General features: G+C 62.7%; 14 protein-coding genes. 8 read left to right on the top strand and 6 right to left on the bottom strand.

What is annotated here, in order from left to right; all coding sequences use genetic code 11:
* Positions 1 to 158 precede the first annotated feature (158 nt).
* The 3 genes from DN745_RS19775 to DN745_RS15705 all read right to left on the bottom strand — a co-directional run bounded on the left by DN745_RS19775 (position 159) and on the right by DN745_RS15705 (position 7,457).
* Positions 159 to 3,422, bottom strand: coding sequence for a lamin tail domain-containing protein (locus DN745_RS19775; RefSeq protein ID WP_162687722.1), 3,264 nt, complete (start codon positions 3,420 to 3,422; stop codon positions 159 to 161).
* 83 nt (positions 3,423 to 3,505) lie between these two features.
* Complete coding sequence (locus DN745_RS15710) at positions 3,506 to 5,155, bottom strand: peptide chain release factor 3 (protein WP_111336270.1); 1,650 nt, start codon at positions 5,153 to 5,155, stop codon at positions 3,506 to 3,508.
* Between the two features lie 193 nt (positions 5,156 to 5,348).
* Positions 5,349 to 7,457, bottom strand: a complete 2,109-nt coding sequence (locus DN745_RS15705) for a WD40 repeat domain-containing serine/threonine protein kinase (protein WP_162687721.1) — start codon at positions 7,455 to 7,457, stop codon at positions 5,349 to 5,351.
* A gap of 707 nt (positions 7,458 to 8,164) precedes the next feature.
* Between DN745_RS15705 and DN745_RS15700 the strand changes: the two genes are divergently transcribed.
* Positions 8,165 to 9,058, top strand: a complete 894-nt coding sequence (locus DN745_RS15700; RefSeq protein WP_162687720.1) for a sigma-70 family RNA polymerase sigma factor — start codon at positions 8,165 to 8,167, stop codon at positions 9,056 to 9,058.
* A gap of 116 nt (positions 9,059 to 9,174) precedes the next feature.
* On the opposite strand, the gene DN745_RS15695 is transcribed toward DN745_RS15700, so the two are convergent.
* Positions 9,175 to 10,011, bottom strand: coding sequence for a sulfite exporter TauE/SafE family protein (locus DN745_RS15695; RefSeq protein ID WP_111336265.1), 837 nt, complete (start codon positions 10,009 to 10,011; stop codon positions 9,175 to 9,177).
* A 511-nt stretch (positions 10,012 to 10,522) separates the two neighbouring features.
* Between DN745_RS15695 and ccoN the strand changes: the two genes are divergently transcribed.
* The 7 genes from ccoN to ccoS are packed head-to-tail and all read left to right on the top strand — an operon-like array spanning position 10,523 to position 18,341.
* Positions 10,523 to 12,910: a cytochrome-c oxidase, cbb3-type subunit I gene (gene ccoN / locus DN745_RS15690; RefSeq protein ID WP_204355017.1), complete on the top strand. Its 2,388-nt coding sequence runs from the start codon at positions 10,523 to 10,525 to the stop codon at positions 12,908 to 12,910.
* Complete coding sequence (locus tag DN745_RS15685; RefSeq protein WP_111336263.1) at positions 12,907 to 13,098, top strand: hypothetical protein; 192 nt, start codon at positions 12,907 to 12,909, stop codon at positions 13,096 to 13,098. The genes ccoN and DN745_RS15685 overlap by 4 nt, the downstream gene beginning before the upstream one ends.
* Positions 13,091 to 13,675 (top strand): cbb3-type cytochrome c oxidase N-terminal domain-containing protein, encoded by a 585-nt coding sequence (locus tag DN745_RS15680; protein WP_162687719.1) that lies wholly within the window; start codon positions 13,091 to 13,093, stop codon positions 13,673 to 13,675. The genes DN745_RS15685 and DN745_RS15680 overlap by 8 nt, the downstream gene beginning before the upstream one ends.
* 7 nt (positions 13,676 to 13,682) lie before the next feature.
* Positions 13,683 to 15,125, top strand: coding sequence for a cytochrome c oxidase accessory protein CcoG (gene ccoG, locus DN745_RS15675; protein ID WP_111336260.1), 1,443 nt, complete (start codon positions 13,683 to 13,685; stop codon positions 15,123 to 15,125).
* On the top strand, positions 15,122 to 15,595 hold the full coding sequence (locus DN745_RS15670) for a FixH family protein (RefSeq protein ID WP_111336259.1): 474 nt from the start codon (positions 15,122 to 15,124) through the stop codon (positions 15,593 to 15,595). Before ccoG ends, DN745_RS15670 begins: the two co-directional genes overlap by 4 nt.
* A complete protein-coding gene (locus DN745_RS15665) occupies positions 15,592 to 18,162 on the top strand; it encodes a heavy metal translocating P-type ATPase (RefSeq protein ID WP_111336257.1) in 2,571 nt (856 codons plus the stop codon). The genes DN745_RS15670 and DN745_RS15665 overlap by 4 nt, the downstream gene beginning before the upstream one ends.
* Positions 18,159 to 18,341, top strand: coding sequence for a cbb3-type cytochrome oxidase assembly protein CcoS (gene ccoS, locus DN745_RS15660; protein WP_111336256.1), 183 nt, complete (start codon positions 18,159 to 18,161; stop codon positions 18,339 to 18,341). Before DN745_RS15665 ends, ccoS begins: the two co-directional genes overlap by 4 nt.
* 25 nt (positions 18,342 to 18,366) lie before the next feature.
* Here the strand turns inward: ccoS and DN745_RS15655 are convergent, their stop codons facing one another.
* Together DN745_RS15655 and DN745_RS15650 are read right to left on the bottom strand one after the other, a co-directional pair.
* The gene (locus tag DN745_RS15655; protein ID WP_162687718.1) at positions 18,367 to 19,224 is read right to left on the bottom strand and encodes a S1C family serine protease; all 858 of its coding nucleotides are present in this window, start codon (positions 19,222 to 19,224) and stop codon (positions 18,367 to 18,369) included.
* 31 nt (positions 19,225 to 19,255) lie between these two features.
* Positions 19,256 to 20,404: a hypothetical protein gene (locus DN745_RS15650; protein WP_111336253.1), complete on the bottom strand. Its 1,149-nt coding sequence runs from the start codon at positions 20,402 to 20,404 to the stop codon at positions 19,256 to 19,258.
* Positions 20,405 to 20,490 lie beyond the last annotated feature (86 nt).

The following is a 20,490-nucleotide window of genomic DNA, read 5'->3' as shown; positions in this document are numbered from 1 at the left end:
ACAAGCCGCGTGGGCAATTCGCCAAACAAAGGCCACGCTAGCACGCGGGTTTGAGCGGGTTCAAGATGCGGTTTGGAAACAAAAAAGGGCGGGGCGGTCGCGCGCAATAAATGTGCTTAGTGCGCGACCGCCCCGCCCGATGATGAGCCTTCGCGCGATTAGAAATTCATCTCGACGCGAATCGAGTAGGATAGGGAGGTCGAGTTTGACGGGGTGACCGAGTCCTCCAGGACGACCAGATAATAGTCGCCGGAACTCAGCGTGTACGTTGCTTCGGTGACGCCGCTGGTCTCGGCGGTCTCGACGCAAGCCTCGAAACCGGTGTCCAGCGAGTTGCACGGCGCGCCGGTGAGGATGAGGTCGAGGTCCTGCATGCTGTGGTCTTCGAAGGAAACCTTCACCGTCCCGGTTTTGCCCGAGGGAACGGTAAATTGGTAGATCTGGTCGCGCCCGCCGAAGGTGTCGCCGGTCGCCTCACACACCCCGGCGCCCGTTTGCGCCAGCGAGGTGAAGCTATTGCTCGCGCCGTCGGCGAGGTTGCCCTTGATGGAGAAGATGCCGTGGCGGTGTCCCTCCGAGAAGAGGAACGCGTCCGCGCAGGTATCCGCGTTATTTGTCAGCGGCAGTTCGTTGGGCGCGCCGGGCGTGGGGATGCGCCAGGTGACAAAGTCGGTGCGGTTGTCACCGGTCGACTTCCAGCCATCGCGCCCCAGCGAATAACCCTCTTTGGCCTCGTAGGTCGGCTGCCCCTGACCCACGAAGACCTCGGAGCCGTTGAAGAAGCCGTATCCCACGGCGTCGATTTCGACGTCGCTGGGGTCGCGCAAGACCAGGTTATCCGGCCCGTTTTGCAGGTCCGCGAAGGGGTCCACGATGTCCTCGTTGGTGCCCAATCCGTCGCCGATGACCAGGAATCCGTCGGCGGGAATCGTGGTTCCCTGCGGGAAGGTAAAGGTCGCGATCTCTGCGCCGCCATTGCCGTTGATGGAGACGAGCTTATAGCCCGTCATATCTTTTCCGGGGGTGCCCCGAAGTTCGATAAACGTCTTTTCGTCGGTCTGGGGCGAGTCGTACATAAACTCGTTAATCATCACCGCGTCGATCGTATAGTTGACCGGTCCGGAGATATTATTGCTGCGGTCAAGGTCGGCGACGTCTTCAAGATAGTCGATCCAGACATACGCGTCCTGGGTGTCCGCGGGCAGGTCGTCGAAGGTGATGGTCACCCGGATGGTCTCGCCGGCGGAAATCGTGGGGTCGCCACCATCGACGATGCCCACGCCGTCGATCGCACTGTCGAAATCCGGCGCCGAGGCGCGGTCGTGATAGAAGGTGATATAGAAGGGAGCGGTGGAGTCGACCGCGCCGCGGTTTTTGATGTCGATCGTATAGGTGAGCGAGCGCCCGTTGGGGGTCGCGGTGAAGCTCTCGACGGCGAGGTCTGGCGAGCCGGCGGTGACGAGCACCGGGACAGTCGCGCTGGCGGTGTCGCCGTCGGCGTCGGTGACGATCACCTCGGCCTCGTAATTTCCGGTGGTCGTATAGGTGTGCGACACGACCGCCCCGCTCGCGTTGGGGGTGGAGTCGCCGAAGATCCATTCATAGCTAAGCGTGCCGTCGCCGCCGCTGCCGGTCGCGCTGAACTGCACGGTGTGCGGGGCGACGCCGGTGTCACTGTCGACCGTCGCGCTGACCGCGGGCACGGAGTTGCTGGAGACCGAAATCTGGACGGTGTCGCTGGCGGTGTCGCCGTCGGCGTCGGTCACGGTGACCGTCGCGGTATACGAGCCGGCGGAGGTGTATTGATGCGAGGGGTTCTGGCGGCTGCTGGTGCCGCTGCCGTCGCCGAAGGTCCACTGATAGGAATAGGGCGCGTCGCCGCTGACCGCCAGGGCGCTGAACGCGACGTCGAGCGGCGCGTGGCCGCTGGTGGGCGTGGCGTTGGCGCTGATCGACGGGGTGAGGTTATCGCGCACGTTGATGGTGACCGTGGCGGAGTTGGTGTCGCCGTCGGCGTCGGTGACCAGGAAGGTGGCCGTATAGCTGCCCGGGTTGGCGTAGGTGTGGTTGGCGTTTCGGGTGGTCACGCTGGGCGTGCCGTCGCCAAAGGTCCACTTATAGCTCAGCGGGGCGTCACCGCCGGTGGCGTTGCCGAATAACTCGACGGTGAGCGGGGCGACGCCGTTTTGCGGCGAGGCCGACGCGCTCGCCGACGGCACCAGGTCGCTGCCGGCTTCGATGTTCACCGAGCCGTTGGCGGTGGTGCCCAGGGCGTCGGTGACGACCAATGAGGCGGTGTAGGAGCCGGCTGACACGTAGATATGGCGCGGGTTCTTCTCGGTCGAGGTTTGGCCGTCGCCGAAATTCCATTGATACTCGAGGGTGCCGCTGCCGCCGGAGGCGTCCCCCTGAAATTGCACCGTAAGCGGCGCGATGCCGTGGTCGGGGCTCGCCGACGGGTTCACGATCAGCGCGTCGGGCGCCTGGACTTCGATCGAAACGGTGTTGGTTGCCACCGCGCCGTTGGCGTCGGTGAGGGTCAGCTCAACATTATAGGAGCCGGGCGTATTAAAGGTATGCGAGGGCAATGAGGTCGTCGAGGTCGCGCCGTCGCCGAAATCCCAGGCGTAGGTATAGGGGGATTCGCCGCCCTGGATCTGGCTGGCGAAGGTGACGCTCAGCGGCGCCAGGCCGCTGGTGTGGTTCGCGGTTAATTCGACGCGGAAAATCGCGGTCGTTTCAACTTCGACCTCGACCTGGTCGCTGTCGGTCTTGCCGTTGGCGTCGGTCACCGTGACCGTGGCGGTGTAGGTGCCCGGGGTGGTGTATTCGTGGGAGGGCGCCTGCGCGCTCGAGGCGGGCGTGCCGTCGCCGAAATTCCACACATAGGAATAGGGCGTGCTGCCGCCGGTGGTCGTGGTCGTAAACGACACGCTCAACGGCGCCGCGCCGCGGCTGGGCGAGGCGCTGGCCGACACCAGCGGGGAGTCGTAGTCGCCCACGCGGATGCTGGCTTTGGCCGTGTTGCTGATCTTGGAGGTCGCCCGGTCGGTCACCACCAGCGTGGCCTCGAAGGTGCCCGGGGTCTCGTAGAGGTGCGACGGGCTCTTGGCGTCGGAGGTCTGTGAGTCCCCGAAGTCCCAGGCATAATCATAGGCGCCCGAGCCCGAGCTGACCTGCGCCGAAAACGCCACCTGAAGCGGCGCGATGCCGGTCGACGGCGTGGCCTCGATGCTCGCCACGGGCGCCGGCGTGGGCACGTCGACCCGGCCGGTGTCCGGCTGGTTATTGGAGGGGACGTTGTTGGTGCTCTGGGCGTCCTCGTCCACCGCGACGTCGGCTTCGGCGCAACCGCTGGCGGCCAGGCTCAGGGCCAGGAGGAGGGACATCCCCGAATATAAGAACTGTTTGCTCGGCACCATCGTCATCTCCAATCGCATTGAATTTTTGAACCTATACTTGACCGGCGTATAGCTAACAGAGCACCGGCCGAGGCGCAAATTTATCAGAAACCCCAGCCCTTTCCGTGAAGCTCTTCAAGCCCCGGGGTGCCCGGCGGGTTGGTCAATAATTTGATGCCCGGCTCGTTATTGCGCACGAAGTTAAGCGCCCAATCGTTTCGGAGTAGGAGAATGGGCAAATCTTCGCGATCTTTGAGGACCATCGTGTAGTCTTGGCGCTCGAATTTGGCCTCGTCGAACTCCCCGCCGATCCAGCGCGCGTGCTTGAACCCGAGGGTGCGCAGCAGCACTTTGACGTTATATTCGTGCTCCAGGCGATGTTTAAGCACCTCAAATTGCAGGATACCGACCGCCCCGACGATGGTCTGGTTGCCCACATGCGGCTGGCGGAAGACCTGAATGGCGCCCTCTTCGCTGAGCTGGTTGAGGCCCTTGTCGAGCTGCTTTCGGCGCAGCGGATCTTTGAGCTCGACCACGGCGAAATGCTCCGGGCTAAAGCGCGGGATCTCGCGGGCTTCGACCGGATCGCCGGTCGATAGGGAGTCGCCGATCTTGAAATAACCCGGGTCATAAAGCCCGAGGATATCGCCGGCGTAGGCCTCTTCGACCAGCTCGCGCTCGCTGGCCATAAATTGCTGCGGGTAGCCCAGCTTCATCGTGCGATTCTCGCGCAGCAGGTGCGCCTGCATATCGCGGGTGTAGCGCCCCGAGGTGATGCGCATAAACGCGATGCGGTCGCGGTGGCTCGGGTTCATATTCGCCTGGATTTTGAAGATAAATCCGGAGAAGTCCGGGCGCGTGGGCGACACCGGCGGGTTCTTGACGTCCTCGGGGGAGGGCGCCATCTCGACGAAATATTTCAGAAAGGGAGCCAACCCGAAGTTGGTCATCGCGCTGCCGAAGAACATCGGCGACTGCTCGCCGTTGCGCACCTTTTCCAGGTCGAAGGGTTCGCCTGCGATCTCTAAAAGCTCGATCTCTTCCAAGAGCTTGGCGTAGCCCTTGTCGCCCAGGATGGTGGCCAGCTTGGGGTCCTCGATTTGGATCGTCTTGGCGTCGACGATCGCCTCGCCGTGGGTGCCCTCGGAGTCAAAGAGGATGACCTCTTTGGTCATGCGGTCGTAGACGCCCTTGAAGTCTTTTCCCATGCCGATCGGCCAGTTGATCGGCACCACCCCGATGCCCAGGACCGTCTCGATCTCCTCGATGATCTCCAGCGGCTGGCGCCCGTAGCGGTCCATCTTATTGACGAAGGTGAACACCGGCATCTTGCGCATGCTGCAGACCTTAAAGAGCTTGATGGTCTGCGGCTCCACGCCCTTGGCGACGTCCACGAGCATGACCGCGCTGTCGGCGGCGGCCAGGGTGCGGTAGGTATCCTCGGAGAAGTCGGCATGCCCCGGGGTGTCCAGAAGATTGATGAAATGCTTCTTATACTCGAATTGCAACACGCTCGAGGTGATCGAGATGCCGCGCTGCTGCTCCATCTCCATCCAGTCACTGACCGCGTGCTTGGCCGCGCGGCGCGACTTCACGCTGCCGGCCAGGTGCAACGCCCCGCCGTAGAGCAGCAGCTTCTCGGTGAGCGTCGTCTTACCCGCGTCGGGATGCGAGATGATGGCAAAGGTGCGGCGCCGGGCGACTTCGCGCTTGAGTTTTTTGGGCGAAAGTTCGGTGGTAGAAGCTGGGCTCACTGGGAAATCTCGGGGCTGGCGGAGCAAATAAGGACGGTCTCAGCAGACCGTCGGATAAACGGTAGAATAAGATGCGGTGCGTTCACGCAAATTCGCGCACCCATCGGCGGCCCTTTCATAGTATCGGCGGGGCGTGAGCACAAGGATCGCGGATGCGGGCGGGGGAGGCGGGGCGTGTCGACCTGCCGAAAGACTATCGTGCTTCGGGGTGGGTTGGCTGGCGCTGCGGGCTCTTGGTGCTCATCAGGTTCCAGGAGCCAACGCGCCCGTAGGCGGCGCAGACGCCGTGGAGCATATCGTGGGCCGAGAAATAGAGGTTTCTGGGCAGCGGGGCGTTGAGGGTGAACTCGGAGATCTTTCGGGCGTGCAGCACCTGAAAGACCTGGACGCGCGCGGTGAGCTGGTCGGCGCTCTCGAGGAGCACGGCCAGGAGATCTCCGCCGGTCGAAAACGCCATATCCACGACGCCCGCGCCGGTGTGAAATTGGGTCAGCACGGTGCGCGGCGACGTCGGGGCGGCGATGCGCACGCGGTGGTCGGGCGAGGCGGCGGCGAAGAGAGAGCCCTGAGGACTCACAGCCAGCGCGTCGATGGGTTGCGTGGCCCTATGGGAGCTCCAGGCGTAACCGTCCGGGGTGGTGCGTTCTCCGATAAAGAGGGCGCCATCGGCGGTCGCGGCCAGCAGCAGATGCCCGCTGGGCGTGCTGCTCAGCGCATCGATCGGCCCGCCTGCGGCGTCATCGGGCGTCGGCAGAAGCTGTTCGAGATCGCGGCTATTGGGGAGCACTCGGTGGACGGACCCATTCATCAGGCCCACAAAGACGTCGCGATCCGAGGTCGTCAGCGCGCACACCCGGCTGGCCGGGGTGCAGCGCGGCGTAAGTTGGGTCTGGCTTAGGGTCCAGACCTCGTTATGCGAGTCGGCAAAGCCAATATGCCCGGCGCTTCCGACGCCGCTGGTGCGAATATTTCGCGCGAATTGCTGCCCGTTGACCGTGCGCTGCTCGAGTCGCTCAAGCGTGGTCGACAGCGGCGTGCGCGGGTTGGTCTGCGGGCGCTGCTCGCCGCCGGGTTTGGTCTGGTGGCGCGAGCGCTCGTTCGGGATGATCGAGTGCGGGTGGGCCTGCGAGGCTGACGAGAGCCCGAGCATATTTCCGCTGTCGTGGAACGGCCGCGAAGACGCCCTCTTAAAGGACCTCTTGTCGTGAATCTCGGTCTGCGCCGTGTTCTCCTCGGCGCTCTCGAAGGCCTGGGTGATGGGGTCGAGAAGGTTCGACCCGCTGGCCGGCGAGTGGCGCTCGGCCTCAAGGGCCTGCAATGCGTCGATGACCCGGAAAATATTGGCAGGCCGGTCCTCGCGCGATTTTGCCAGCATGCTGGCGACGAGTTTCTCGACCGCCGCGGGGAAACTTCGCCCGGGGCAGCCCTGGGCCAGCGTAGGCGCCGGCGTTTGCAGGTGCGCTTGCAGAAGACGCACGGTGTCTGCGTGCGCAAACGGGGCACGACCGGTGAGCATATAATAGAAGGTCGCGCCGAGGCTATAGATATCGCTTCGCGCGTCGATGCCCTCCTCGGGCTCGTCACACAGCAGCGAGCGGGTGGGGTCGATGATCTCCTCGCGGGCCTGCTCGGGGCTGGCAAAAAGCGGCGTGCCCAGAAAGCCCTGGGTCATCCCGGTCTCGCCGCGCAGGCGCACCACGCCGAAGTCGAGCAAATAGGTGAAGTCGCTGCCGTCGGGCAGTCGCTCCAGCATCAAGTTGGCCGGCTTGATATCGCGGTGGACCATGCCGTTTTGGTGCGCCTCACACAATCCATTGGCCACCTGAAGCAGCAAGCGACACGCCTCGGCCAGCTCCATCGGCCCGCGCTCCTTGATGCGCGCCTCGACCGTTTGCCCGTCAATATGCTCCATCACCACGGCGATCCACTGCGGGTCGACCTCGAGCATCTCGTATACGCGCACGATATGCGGGCTTCGCAGCATCCCGACCGCGCGCACTTCGCGCTCCAGGCGGGTGCGCGCCTCGAGGGCCTTCGCGGGATCAGAATAGGCCAGGCGTACCATCTTTATGGCGAAGCGCTTGGGGACGCTCAGAGACCTGGCCCGGTAGACCGTGGATGCGGCGCCGCGCCCCTCGATCTTATCAATTAAATAGCGCTCCTGGAGCACCCGCCCCAGGAACGGGTCGAAGGCCTGCTCGAGCGGCGTCCAGCCTGCGGCGGGTCGCGCTTGCCGGCAATCCCCGCAGCGCGCGTCTTCCTCGGCGCAAAGGGTGCTGCATGCGCGGCAAAAAAAGCGCAATTCGGCTCTGTTCTTTTGTTCCGCCAAATTTTCGGACTGCCAATTTGTGGCCATGAACGATCGCCTCTTCGCCGCCTGCGAGCAAAACACCGGACTCCCCATCCCACGCGGATGGGCGCGCGTCGCGCTATCAATGGGCCCGGATAATAGCGTTTTCTCCTGTGTTTACAAGGTGTTGCCTTGTTTTCTTAGTGTGTATTCGGGTCGCGGTTGGTGTACTATGTGGAACAAAAAGTTTTTTAGGGTGATTCTAATGACGCGCTGCGTTATAGGAATTCGGCCTTCGTGAGTTTTTTCGTTATTCCTGCCGGGGAGGCTGGATTATTTTGAGGGTATGATTAAACTGCCCAGCTATAGAAGTAGGCATTTGAGCAGGGGCGGGGGCGGTTTTTGCGCGGATTCTTTTGGGATGCTTTGAAACTCTTCGGGGTGATCCTGCATCTAATGGAATGAGAGCGAACAACCTCTTGTTTTCAGCATAGTATCTAAATGGTAATCGCGTGTTGGATTTGACGTGTCGAGGTTGTGGACCACGCTTTTCCCATCTTCTCAAACGAGGGGTTTCAATGAGCACGGACAAAACACAAACGACCCGGGAGCCCGCAGTTGAGCTCTTGATAGGTCATGGCGCGAATCAGAGCGTCAATATCGAAAGATCGAATCTGGATGACGCATCTGAGTTTTTCGGAGACCTGAGTCTACCGCTGATGCGCGATCGAAAGGCGGGGGATCTCTCCGCGCAAACCGACCCGCTCACCGCCTATTTGGCGCGCCTTAATTATGTCGAGCCGCTGCCGGCCGAGCAGCAGCAGGAGCTGGCCGAGCGCTACGTCGAGGACGGCGATCTCAACGCCGCCAAGATGCTCATCCTGACCAACCTGCGCCTGGTCGTGAAGCTCGCCCGCGAGTACCAGCGCCGCTGGACTAACCTGCTCGACCTGATTCAGGAGGGCAATGTTGGGCTTTCGGAGGCGGTCAAGCGCTACGACCCGTACCGCGGCGTCAAATTCACCAGCTACGCCCAATATTGGGTGCGCGCGATGATCCTGAATTACCTGATGAATCATCTTCATCCGGTCAAGATCGGCAGCTCGCGCGCCGGTCGTAAGTTGTTCTATAACCTCAAGAAAACGCGTCGCGAGCTCATTCGTCTGGGCCACGAGCCGACGCCGCAGCTCATCGCCGAATATCTGGACGTCGACGCCAGTGAGGTCACCCGCGTGGCCGCTCAGCTCGACGCGCCGCCGGTGTTCTTGGACGCCCAGGCGCCCGGCCACGAGAAGACCACCGTCGGTGAGTTGATGCCGTCGACGATGGTGGACCCGGAGACCGCGGCCGCCGAGCACGACCTATCGCGCCAGATTCAGGCGGCCATCGACGGATTTGGCGACCAGATCGAAGACCCGCGCAATAAGGCCATCTGGTACGAGCGCATGATCGCCGAGGACCCGCGCAGCCTGCTGAGCCTCGGCGAGGAGTGGGGCGTCTCCAAAGAGCGCATCCGCCAGGTCGAGGTGCAAATTCGCTCGACCTTTAAGGAATATCTGCTCGCCCAGATGGGCGACGACGTCGAGATCGATTGGCTTGAGTCCTTCGCCTAATCACGGCGTTGGTTTTTGAGAGCCAGGCAAAACACCCGGGCCGCCACAACTTGTGGCGGCCCGGGTGTTTTTTTGTGGGGGCGCACTTATCAAACGCCGGGAGCGGCGCTTAAAGGCTACCAGAGCATCATCACCAGCTTTTTGCCAAAGAGGGTGAAGGGGAGGTGGATATGCTCGATCCAGCCATTGGCGGCCATGGCGATCAGGCCGAGCCAGATGCCCGAGAATATCATGCCGAAGGGGACGATATGTTGGCCGAGGCGGCGCAGCTTCGGGCTGACCAGCGTGGTGCTCAGGCCGGCGGCGACCAGCACCGGGGTGGTGAGCCCGACCAGGGTCACCATGAGCAGCGCCCCGTGCAGAGGGCTGGCCGAAGATGCCGCCAGGCCGAGGACCCAGAACATCAGCATGCAGGGGAGCAGGCCGAGCATAAAGCCGGTGACGAACATGCGAAGCGGGCCTTTGAACTGCGCGGCGCTGGGCAGCCGGCGGGTAATGCCCGCGACAAATCGCGCGCTCAGCGGCGGTTTGGGGCGGGCGGCGTCTGGCCCGGCGCTCGCCGCTTTTTTCGCGCGTCGCTCCACGCGCAGCCGGGCTCGCCGTCGCATGACCACGGGAAGTTGCGCAAGGCCAAGCAGCAATAGCAGCAGCGCGACCAGGAGGCTGGCCGTGGCGGCGATAGGTTGCACTGTGGCTTCGACCTGGGCGCCGAGCAACCCGGCGAGCAGGCCGAGCAGGGCGTACATCAGCCCGCGGCCGGATTGGTAGGCGAGGACGTGCTTGACCACCGACCAGCGGTGAGCCCAGGGCGACGCCTGCTGGTCTTGCGGATGCGTATGCACGACCAGGCCGGCGATGATGGGCCCGCACATGCCCGAGCAGTGGACCGTTACCCACAAAAATCCCACACCCACCAATTGGGCGTAGAGCGCCATGACATTTTCTGCATCCATCCGAATACCTCTGTGGATGTAGCGCCCAATCGCGCCCACATCGTGGGTCTAGCGTGTACCCTCATTGAGGGGGCAGCGGTCAAGCCGATAACGCGCGAAGGCCGCGCTGTAATCCATCCCAAATAGTGTAATATGACTCAGATCATAGAACGCAAAATTTGCAGGAAATTCAGCATATAAAGGCACTTGCAAAAGCGGGAGGGATCTCCTAGCTCTGTGCTCGTGACAAGCCGGCACGGCAATCGATGAACGCATAAGTTCTGACTTTCATCTCGGTTTTATCGCCCACAAAATACCCTGCAAAATTTACGGAATTAAACGCTAAACCTGTGCGCGGAGCATACCCCGCCGCGTCTTCAAAAATTCGACCCTTTTGCGAGGCGAGCGACGACTTCAACAGGTCAAGGCGCCGCACGCAAACCATCACCTGGCGACGACCGGGTTATGCGGCGCGCGACATAGATGGTTTTTCGTTTCACGACCCATGAGTATCCTAGTCTGGAGGCTGTAAGTGAGTAGCTCGAAGCAAACGGCAGTTGGCGCGTCCCCGTCCGCGGGAAAATCGGCGCAGATCGAGATTCAATATGATGATGCGATCTCCCGAAATTTCGTCCTCGCGACGCTCTTTTGGGGCGCCATCGGCATGTTGGTCGGTGTGATTATCGCCCTGCAGTTGGCCTTCCCCGAGGCGAACCCGGCGCTAAAATACTTCACCTTCGGCCGGCTTCGCCCGGTGCATACCAACGCGGTGATTTTTGCCTTCGCCGGCAACGGCATCTTCGCGGCGATCTATTATTCGACGCAGCGCCTGGTGAAGGCGCGCATGTTCAGCGACCTGATGAGTAAGCTGCATTTCTGGGGGTGGCAGGCCGTGATCGTGGGGGCCGCGGTGACGCTGCCGCTGGGCTATACCCAGACCAAGGAATACGCCGAGATTGAGTGGCCGCTGGATATCGCCCTGACGGTGGTCTGGGTGATCTTTGCGATCAACTTCTTTTTGACCCTCAAAAATCGCCGGGTCAAACACCTCTACGTGGCGATCTGGTTCTATATCGCCACGATTATCACCGTGGCGATGCTGCATATCGTCAACAACCTGGTGATTCCGGTGGGCATGTTCAAGAGCTACTCGGTCTTCTCGGGTGTGCAGGACGCGATGATTCAGTGGTGGTACGGCCACAACGCGGTGGCCTTCGTGCTGACCACGCCCTTCTTGGGCCTGATGTATTATTTCCTGCCCAAGGCCGCCAACCGGCCGGTCTTCTCGTATAAACTCAGTATCCTTCACTTCTGGTCGCTGGTCTTCATCTATATCTGGGCCGGCCCGCACCACCTTCATTATACGTCTTTGCCCGAGTGGGCCGCGACCCTGGGCATGGTCTTCTCGGTCGCGCTGTGGATGCCCAGCTGGGGTGGCATGATCAACGGTCTGCTGACGCTTCGCGGCGCCTGGGATAAGTTGCGCACCGACCCGATCCTGAAGTTCTTCGTCGTCGCCATTACCTTCTACGGCATGGCGACCTTCGAGGGCCCGATGATGAGCGTGAAGGCGGTCAACGCGCTGACCCACTATACCGATTATACCGTCGCGCACGTGCACTCCGGCGCGCTGGGGTGGAACGGGTTTATGCTCTTCGGCATGATCTACTGGTTGGTGCCGCGCCTGTGGCAGACCGAGCTGTGGAGCAAGCGCCTGGCCAACGCCCACTTCTGGATGGGGACGCTCGGCATCCTGCTGTATATCATCGCGCTTTACGCCGCCTCGATCAGCCAGGGCCTCAACTGGCGCGCGTTCGATGAGAACGGCCAGCTGATGTACCCGGTCTTTATGGAGACGGTCGTCACCATCATCCCGATGTATTGGGTGCGTGTGCTCGGCGGGACGCTTTATCTCACCGGCATGATCATGTGTATCGTGAACGTCGTGATGACGATGCGCGCGGTCGAGGGCAAACTTGAGGACCCCAAAGCCATGGTCCCCGAGACGCCGGCGTGGCGCCTGACCATGAAAGAGAAGTCCGGCGAGACGCTGCACCGTCGCTTCGAGGGCTGGCCGCTGGTCTTCAGCGTCCTGACCTTCGTGGCGGTCGCGGCCGGTTCGGTCATCGAGATCGTGCCGATGCTGCTCATCCGTGACACGGTGCCCAAAATCGAGAGCGTCAAACCCTACACCCCGCTCGAGCTTGAGGGGCGCGATATGTATATCGCCGAGGGTTGCGCGACCTGTCATACCCAGCAGGTGCGCCCGATGCGCCACGAGATTGAGCGCTACGGCGAGTATTCCAAGCCCGGCGAGGGCGTCTACGAATACCCGCATCTGTGGGGCTCCAAGCGCACCGGTCCGGACCTCGCTCGCCTGGCGGGCAAATACAATAACGACTGGCATTATCGCCATATGGAGAACCCGCGCTCGACCACGCCGCACTCCATCATGCCTCCGTACCCGCATATGCTCACCGACGAGCTGGACCTGAGCCAGGTTCAGGCCAAGATGCGCGGGCTGCAGAAGCTGGGCGTCCCCTATAGCGACGCTGAGATCGACCGCGCCGTCGAGGATGCTCAGGCCCAGGCGGCCCAAATGGCCTCCCAGATCACCGTGGCCAAGGGAAATGTCGAAGACCGCGCTATCGTCGCCCTGATTGCCTACCTGCAGCGCCTCGGCGCGGACGTCAAGCAGTCGACCGCCGCCCCGGCGCCGGCCAAGAAGGCCGAGGAGCCCAAAGAAGCAGCGGCTGCCCAGGACAAAGCGGCCGAAGAGGCTGACGAAGCTGGTGAGCAGGCGGCGGCCGCGCCCGACGCGGGCGCGGCTGAGGCGGACGCCGACAGCGACAAAGCCGACGCCCAGGCGCCGGCAAAAGAAGACACCCCTTCAGAAGATAGCGAAGAGGTCACCCAATGAAACAAGACGTAATTGGCGCCGCAAATCTCGATATATTTGCCCTGGTCGCCCTATTTTTATTCGTAGTTGCTTTTATCATCATCGCTATTCGCGCGTTCACGATGTCCCGACAGGCCGTTGAAGAAATGCAAGCGATGCCCATGAATGACGGAACCTTTGTGGACGTCGAGGAGGCTTCCAATGCCTGAAACCAAACCAGAAGAGGAATTCGGCGTCCTGATCGAGGGGCATACCTACGACGGCATCAAGGAATACGATAACCCGATGCCCAAGTGGTGGCTCTACACATTCTACGCCAGCATCGTGTGGGGTGTGTTCTACCTCGTAGGTATCAACGTCGGCTGGATCGACACCTATGAGGACACCCTAAAGAAGGAGAACGCCCGCATCGACGCGATAGTCGCGCAGGCCGCGGAGGCATCGCCGGAGATTACCCCGGAATACCTGCGCGAGGCGGTCGACAGCGGGGAGTACCTGGAGTCGGGGAAGGCGGCGTTCGCGGCGTATTGCGCCAGCTGTCACGGTCAAAACGGCGAGGGCCTGGTCGGCCCGAACCTGACCGACTCCTCCTGGCTGCACGGTGGCAGCCTGATGGATATCTACACCGTGGCAGACCAGGGCGTGCTCGAAAAAGCCATGCCCGCCTGGGGGGCCGTGCTTAAACACGACGGGCTGCTCGGCGTGGTCTCTTATATTGACTCCATCCGCGACACCAACGTCGAGGGTGGCAAAGAAGCACAAGGAACGGTCTACAAACCGGAGTGATTGCTCCATGAACGCTGAGAAGTCCAACGCACACGGGATCGTCGAATCACCCGAGGAAGTTCTCTCCACGCTCAGCGCCGACGGCAAACGCCGCTGGCTTTACCCGGTGCTGAGCGTCGGGAAATTCTGGAAGTCACGCCGGGTCGTCGGCTGGTTCTTCATCCTGATCTTCACGCTCTTTCCGATCATCAAGGTCGACGGAAAGCCGGCGATCTTCCTGGACCTGCTGCACCGTGAATTCACCTTCTTTGGCCTGACCCTCTACTCCACCGACACCATTTTGCTGATGCTCTTTCTGCTCCTGATTCTAGGCGCAGTCTTCGTCGGCACCGCCCTGCTCGGGCGGGTGTGGTGTGGGTGGGGTTGCCCGCAGACCGTGTACCTTGAGTTCGTCTTCCGCCCCATCGAGCGGCTCATTGAGGGGCGCGAGATGAAGCGCAAGCGGCGAGACGAGGGGCCGATGAACTTCGACAAGGCCTGGCGAAAGGTGCTCAAATACAGCATCTATCTGGTCATCGCGCTGGGCCTTGCGCACACCTTTGTGGCGTATTTTGTCAGTTGGGAGAGCCTGCTGCTGTGGGTGCGCCAACCCCCGCAGGACAACTGGGCCTTCTTCGTGATGATGGCCATGACCACCGGGTTGATCCTCTTTGACTTCGCGTTCTTCCGCGAGCAGATGTGCACCCTGGCCTGCCCCTACGCGCGCCTGCAATCGGTGCTCATCGACAGCGACTCGATGATCGTGTCCTACGACCCGTCTCGCGGCGAGCCGCGCGGGCGCCGAAACCGCAAGCAGCGCAAAGAGGAGAAGGCTGGCATCAAGCTCAACCTGGGCGATTGCATCGACTGCGGCGCCTGCGTGCGAACGTGCCCAACCGGCATCGACATCCGCGACGGCCTGCAGATGGAGTGCATCGGGTGCACCCAATGCATGGACGCCTGCGACGCCATCATGATCGGGGTGGACAAGCCGGTCGGGCTGATCCGCTACACCAGCGAGAATATTCTCGAGGGCAAAGGCGCCAAGCTGCTGCGCCCGCGCACGGTGATTTACGGTGTCTTGTGGACTGCTTTGCTCATCAGCTTTGTTAGCGTGTTGATGGGGCGAAGCACCATCGACATCGACGTCGGCCGCGAGGTCAACGTGCCCTATATGGCCATGGGCGACGGCATCGGCAATAACCTGCGCTTTCGCCTGCAAGACCGCGAGCAGGATAGCCAGGTTGAGATCAAGGTCGTGGAGCCTGAGGGCGCCGAGATCCGCGTCATCGGCGCGACCCCGATTGAGCTGAAAAGAGGCCGACATACCCGCATCGGCAGCTTCGTGACCGTGCCGCGCGAGGCCTTCGAGGACGGCAACGTCTCCGCGCTCTTTGAGGTCCGCAGTGACGATGGTCGCGTGGAGCAAGCTCGTTTTAACCTCATCGGTCCTTCTGGAGATTCCGAATGATACAAGTGCCCTCAAATATCCGCTACCCGGCGATGATCTTCGCGCTGCTGGGCATGACCCTGGTGGTCAACGTCATCCTGGTGCTCGCCGTGCGCTCCGACGGGGGCGCGCAGGTGGTCGACGACTATTATGAGAGGTCGATCTCCTGGGATGAATACGCGGCGGTGCGCAGCGAGAGCGCAGCGCGCGGGTGGACCCTGGCGTTTGAGCTTGAGCCCGAGCAGCCGGGCCGCCTCGTGGTGACCGGCGCGGACCAAAAGCCGGTCGACGGCCTGGTCGCCAAGCTTCACCTGCGCCGCCCCCAGCTCGCCGACGACGTCGCGCTGGTGGAGCTTCTGCCGGTCAACGATGAGCCGGGCGTCTATCGATTCGAGCATCCGGCCATGCGCGCCGGCGTCTGGGATGTCATCGTCGAGGGTGAATTCGACGGGCGTCCTGTGATGCTCCAACATCGGCATCGTATTCGATGAATAAGCCATCCCCGATGACGCCCTGCGCGCATTGCGGGCTCCCGGCGCCGCGCCGCGAGGATGATGAGCCCGCCTTTTGTTGCGTGGGTTGCGAGGCCGTTTATCACGCGATCCACGAAGGCGGGCTCGAAAATTTCTATCAATTTCAGGGGATGGGCGCGCTCGGTGAGACTCCGCGCGGCGTCGAGCGCGGCCAGCAGGGCTTTGCCTACCTCGACGATCCGGCGTTTATTGAGTCCCAAACCGAGCTGATGCCCGACGGAAGCCGCCGCGTGAAGATGCACCTGGAGGGCGTGCATTGCGCCGGCTGTGTCTGGCTGACCGAGAAGATGCCCACCGCCATCGACGGCGTCCTCGACTCGCGCCTGTCGCTGTCGCGCGGGCGCCTGGAGCTGAATTGGGACCCCGACAAAGTAAAGCTCTCTGACGCCGCCCGCTGGCTGGCCAAATTTGGCTATATGCCGCACCCGCTCAGCGCCGACCGCCTTGGCGGCGCCGGCGAGGCCGAGCGCGCGTTGCTCAAACGCGTCGGGGTGAGTTGGGCAATCTCCGGAAATATTATGATCATGGCGGTCGCCGGTTACGGCGGCCTCAATATGGTCCAGGACCCCGGCCTGGCCGGGCTGATGCGCTGGGCGTCCTTGCTGCTGGCCAGCATCTCGATGATCTACGGCGGGGGCGTGTTCTTTCGGCGCGCCTGGGCGTCGCTGCGCGCCCCGGCGTTCGCGGCGCAACCGGGCGCGCCCAGGGTCTCGCGCTGGACGCATCTGTCGATGGACGTGCCGATCGCGCTGGGCCTCTTAGTCGGCTGGTTGCACTCGGCTGTGGCGACCTTTAGCGGGGTCGGCGATGTCTGGTTCGACTCGCTGGCTGTGCTCATCGCCGCCTTGCTCACCGCGCGCTGGCTGCAAATGCGCGGGCAACGCTTCGCCGGCGAGGCCACCGACCGCCTGCTGTCGCTGCTGCCCACGACCGCGCGGCGCATCGGCGAAGACGGCGCCATCGAAGAAATACTCGCCGACCAACTTCAGGCCCGCGACCGCATCGAGGTGCGCGCCGGCGACGTTGTGCCGGCCGACGGCATCGTCGAGCTCGGCGCCTCGTCACTGCACCGCGCCATCGTCACCGGCGAGAGTCGCCCCGAGCCGGTCGGCCCGGGCGAGGCGATCGAGGCGGGCGTCACCAACCTCGGCGCCGTCCTGACCATCCGCGTGGAGGCTACCGGCCAGGACACCCACGTCGGGCGCCTGATGCGCTGGGTCGAAGAAGGCGACCGCCGCCGCGCGCCGGTCGTTCAGCTCGCCGACACCCTCGGCGGCATCTTCGTGCTGGTGGTGCTCATCGCGGCCGCGATCACCGGCGGCGTCTGGGCGATGATCGCCCCCGAACAAGCCATCGCCCACGTGGTCGCCTTGCTCGTCATCTCTTGCCCCTGCGCCCTCGGAATGGCGACCCCGCTCGCCCTGACCGTCGGCGTCGGCCGCGCCGCGCGCCAGGGCATCTTCATCAAGCACGACGACGTGCTCCAATCCCTGGCGCGCGCCACCCATATTATCTTCGATAAAACCGGCACTCTCACCGAAGGCCGCATGACCGTGGCCGAGTGCGTGGGCGACGAACAGGCGGCCTTTGCCGCTGCAAATCTTGAGATGCAGAGCACCCACCCCATCGCACGCGCGCTGGTCGCGTGGGCGCATCAAAACGCCCCGGTCTGGCCGCCCGCACACCTGGCAGAGGATGTCGAAGAGGTTATCGGCGCGGGGATTTTGGGGCGTATCGGCGGCCAGGAGGTCGCCGTCGGCCGCCTCGATTGGCTGCTCGAGCGCGGCAATCAAACCGATAAGATCGCCCGCTGGCGCCAACTCGAAGTCGACTTCGCCACCTCGGGCGGCTCGCCGATCTTCGTCGCCATCGACGGCGCGGTCCGCTGCGCGCTCTCCATGGGCGATCGCATGCGAAGCGACACCCCGGCGCTGCTCGAAAAGTTGCGCCAACGAGGTATTCAGGTCGGCGTCCTCTCGGGCGATCATCCCGAGCTGGTCGCCCACTCGGCGGCCTCATTGGGGGTTGATCCGAAGTTGACCCGCGGCGGCGTCACCCCCGAAGAAAAACGCGACTTCATCCAGGCCCTGCGCGCCCAGGCGCCCGAGGCGGTCATCGTCATGGTCGGCGACGGGGTCAACGACGCCATCGCCATGCAGCAGGCCGACGTCGGCATCGCGGTCTTCGATGGCGCCCAGGCCGCCCTGGTCGCCGCCGACATCTTCGTCACCCGCGAGGGACTCGCCCCGATCGGGCTGCTCCTCGACGGCACCGGCCACGTCATGCACACCATTCACCGCAACCTGGCGGGCTCGGCAGTCTATAACGCGCTCGGAATTACCGCCGCCGCCCTGGGGTTCGTCACCCCGCTGGTCGCCGCGGTCGCCATGCCTTTTAGCTCGCTCTTCGTGATCGCGTCGTCGCTGCTGCAAAAGTCTTTTCAGCCAGCCGCCGCCGAAGCGATCGTCGCAGATACCGCCGCCGCACCCCTTCCCATGACCCCCGCCCCAGGAGAGCCCCGATGAACGTCATCTACTTTATCCTGCCGCTCGCACTTCTGCTGGGCGCCGCCTCGGTCTACGGCTTCATCTGGGCCACCCGAAAAGGGCAATACGACGACCTCGACACCCCGCCGCTGCGGCTGTTGATCGACGAGGAATATGTCGACAAGCCGGCCGAGAAAAAGCGCGGCGAGGCGGAGTGAGGTTGCGCTCACCTGGAGCCGACCATCATTTGAATGTGATTTCGCGCGTCTTCGGATAGCTGATCGTCTTCTTTTGCATCTTTCCGCCGATGACCACGAACACCTCGAGGCTGCCCGCAGTGGGCGTGATGCGCAGGCGCGGGCCTTTGCCGATCGCGCGGCCGTTGACGAAGATCGGCACCCCTTTGGGGGCGCGGATGGTCAGGCAATCGCAGTCTTTGCTGAGCTTTTCGAGGGAGTCAAAGGCCACGTCAATGCGGATGGCGAAGTTGACGCTATTGGTGTTGAGGATCCCCGAGGTGACAACCCCCGCGACGCGCCCCTTGCGGTCAAAGACCGGGCCGCCCGAGGCGCCGGGGTTGAGCGGGATCTGGGTCTGAAAGAGCGATCGGTCTTCTTTGGAGACGTAGATATTCGAGACCATGCCGGTGGCAAAGCTCCAGATGCCGCCGCTGCCGTGGCCGACCGAGCCGACCCAGCTGCCCACACGCAGGTCATTAAACCCGCTGAGCTCCAGCGCCGGCGACGACTTTATATCGACCTGGATGAGCGCAAGATCGACCGCATCGCCCGCCACCTCGACCACTTTTGCCTGGCGCTTTCGCCCGTCCTGAAAGACCACCGTCACCGACTTCGCCTTGCCGACCACATGCTTATTCGTCAGGGCGAGGCCGGTGTCATTGATAAAAAATCCCGAGCCGAAGCTGCCGCCCTGGGCGATGAAGATCACCGACGGGGCGACGCGCGTGAAGAGCTGCTGCTGATAGGCCTCGGCCGCCGCCAGCGGGTCCTCGATTTCGGCCAAAATCGCGGGGTTGCCCTGCTGAGCAAAAGTTGGGGACGCGCCCAGCGCGAGCGTCGCCAGGGCGCAAAATATGGCCAAAATCAGCCCGCTCAGGCGGGGGTGTTGGGGCTTAAAAGTCGACGCGAATCGCACCGCTGACTCCTTGGAGGGTTGGACTGATTCCATAGCTAAATTTCATCGTGTTTGTCGTATTCACTTCCGGCACCACCGAGTAGTCCTCGGCGAGGCCGAGGTCGGATTTTAGTTTTTGATTATATTGGTCGGCCAATTTCATGGCTTCGCTTGAGGTGACCGGCTGGACCTGGTCAGGCGCGATAATATACGCGGCGATGAGCAACCCAACCGAAGCCCCGGTAAGAATACCCGGGGCCATATAATTTGCCTCTTGCTGCTCCCACTCACCCGTCGTGATATTGTAGTCTTCGCCAGACGAGGTGAGAAATTCCATTAAGAGCCAGGTCGTCCCACCGACAAACGCCAGAGTTCCAACAAGTCCCGTAATATTCGCCAGTGACTGTTGGGCTTCGTTCGACTCTAGCTCTTCGGCCAGGTCCGGGCGGCCGATCTCAAGATAAAACTCCCGGGGCGTCAGCGGTCTCTTATATTTGCCCTGATAGATCATTGTCGACTGCATCAGCATGGCGCCGTATTGGTTGAGCCCGATAAGGCCCTGGGTCCAGATAAATTTCTCGGCGAATTGCTGCTTCGCCTTGTCAGACTCCGCTGCGCTGGCGCGCACGGTGCTGTTGACCGATTCCGCCGCTTTGGAGCGCACCCCGATCCCGCCGACGACACCTCGGACGACCCCGCCCTGCGGGTCCACCGCGACGCCCTTGGTGCCGCTGAGCGCCCAAACATTCTCGCCGTCCTGGTCGCGCACGGTGACGACCACCGTTGCCTGCGCCTCGGTGGCACCGGGGAAGACCCGCACGATCGCGACGCGGTCGACGGGAAGGGCGGCGGCCTTGGCGGCGATCGCGTCGTCATCGAGGCCTTCAACCGCGCCCAGCGCGTCGTCGTTCATCACCAGCGTCGCTGGCCCGCTGCGCAGCGCCGCCTCCAGGCTCGCCGCCGCTTCTTGAACCGACTCGCCCGCGCCCCCGGCGGCGACCACCAGATATTTAAGTCCGTCCTTATCCATATAGGTGTGGACTTCGTCGGCGTCGAAGGTGTCCTCCCAGCTCTGGGCGAACGCGCTGCCGCTCCATAAGAGCAAGGCCAGCACGATAAAATAACGGATAAGGCGGCGCTTCAACATCGCTGAACTCTGGGCTAAATAAATCGTTTTAGAATGAGGCATAAATTGCGCGGCTCTAGTCTTAGCAGAGTTTGGCGAAAACACAC

The organism is Bradymonas sediminis (assembly GCF_003258315.1).
GTDB classification, from domain to species: domain Bacteria; phylum Myxococcota_A; class Bradymonadia; order Bradymonadales; family Bradymonadaceae; genus Bradymonas; species Bradymonas sediminis.
Note: the sequence above shows the minus strand (reverse complement) of the source record. Positions and strands in the feature narration are given on the sequence as shown.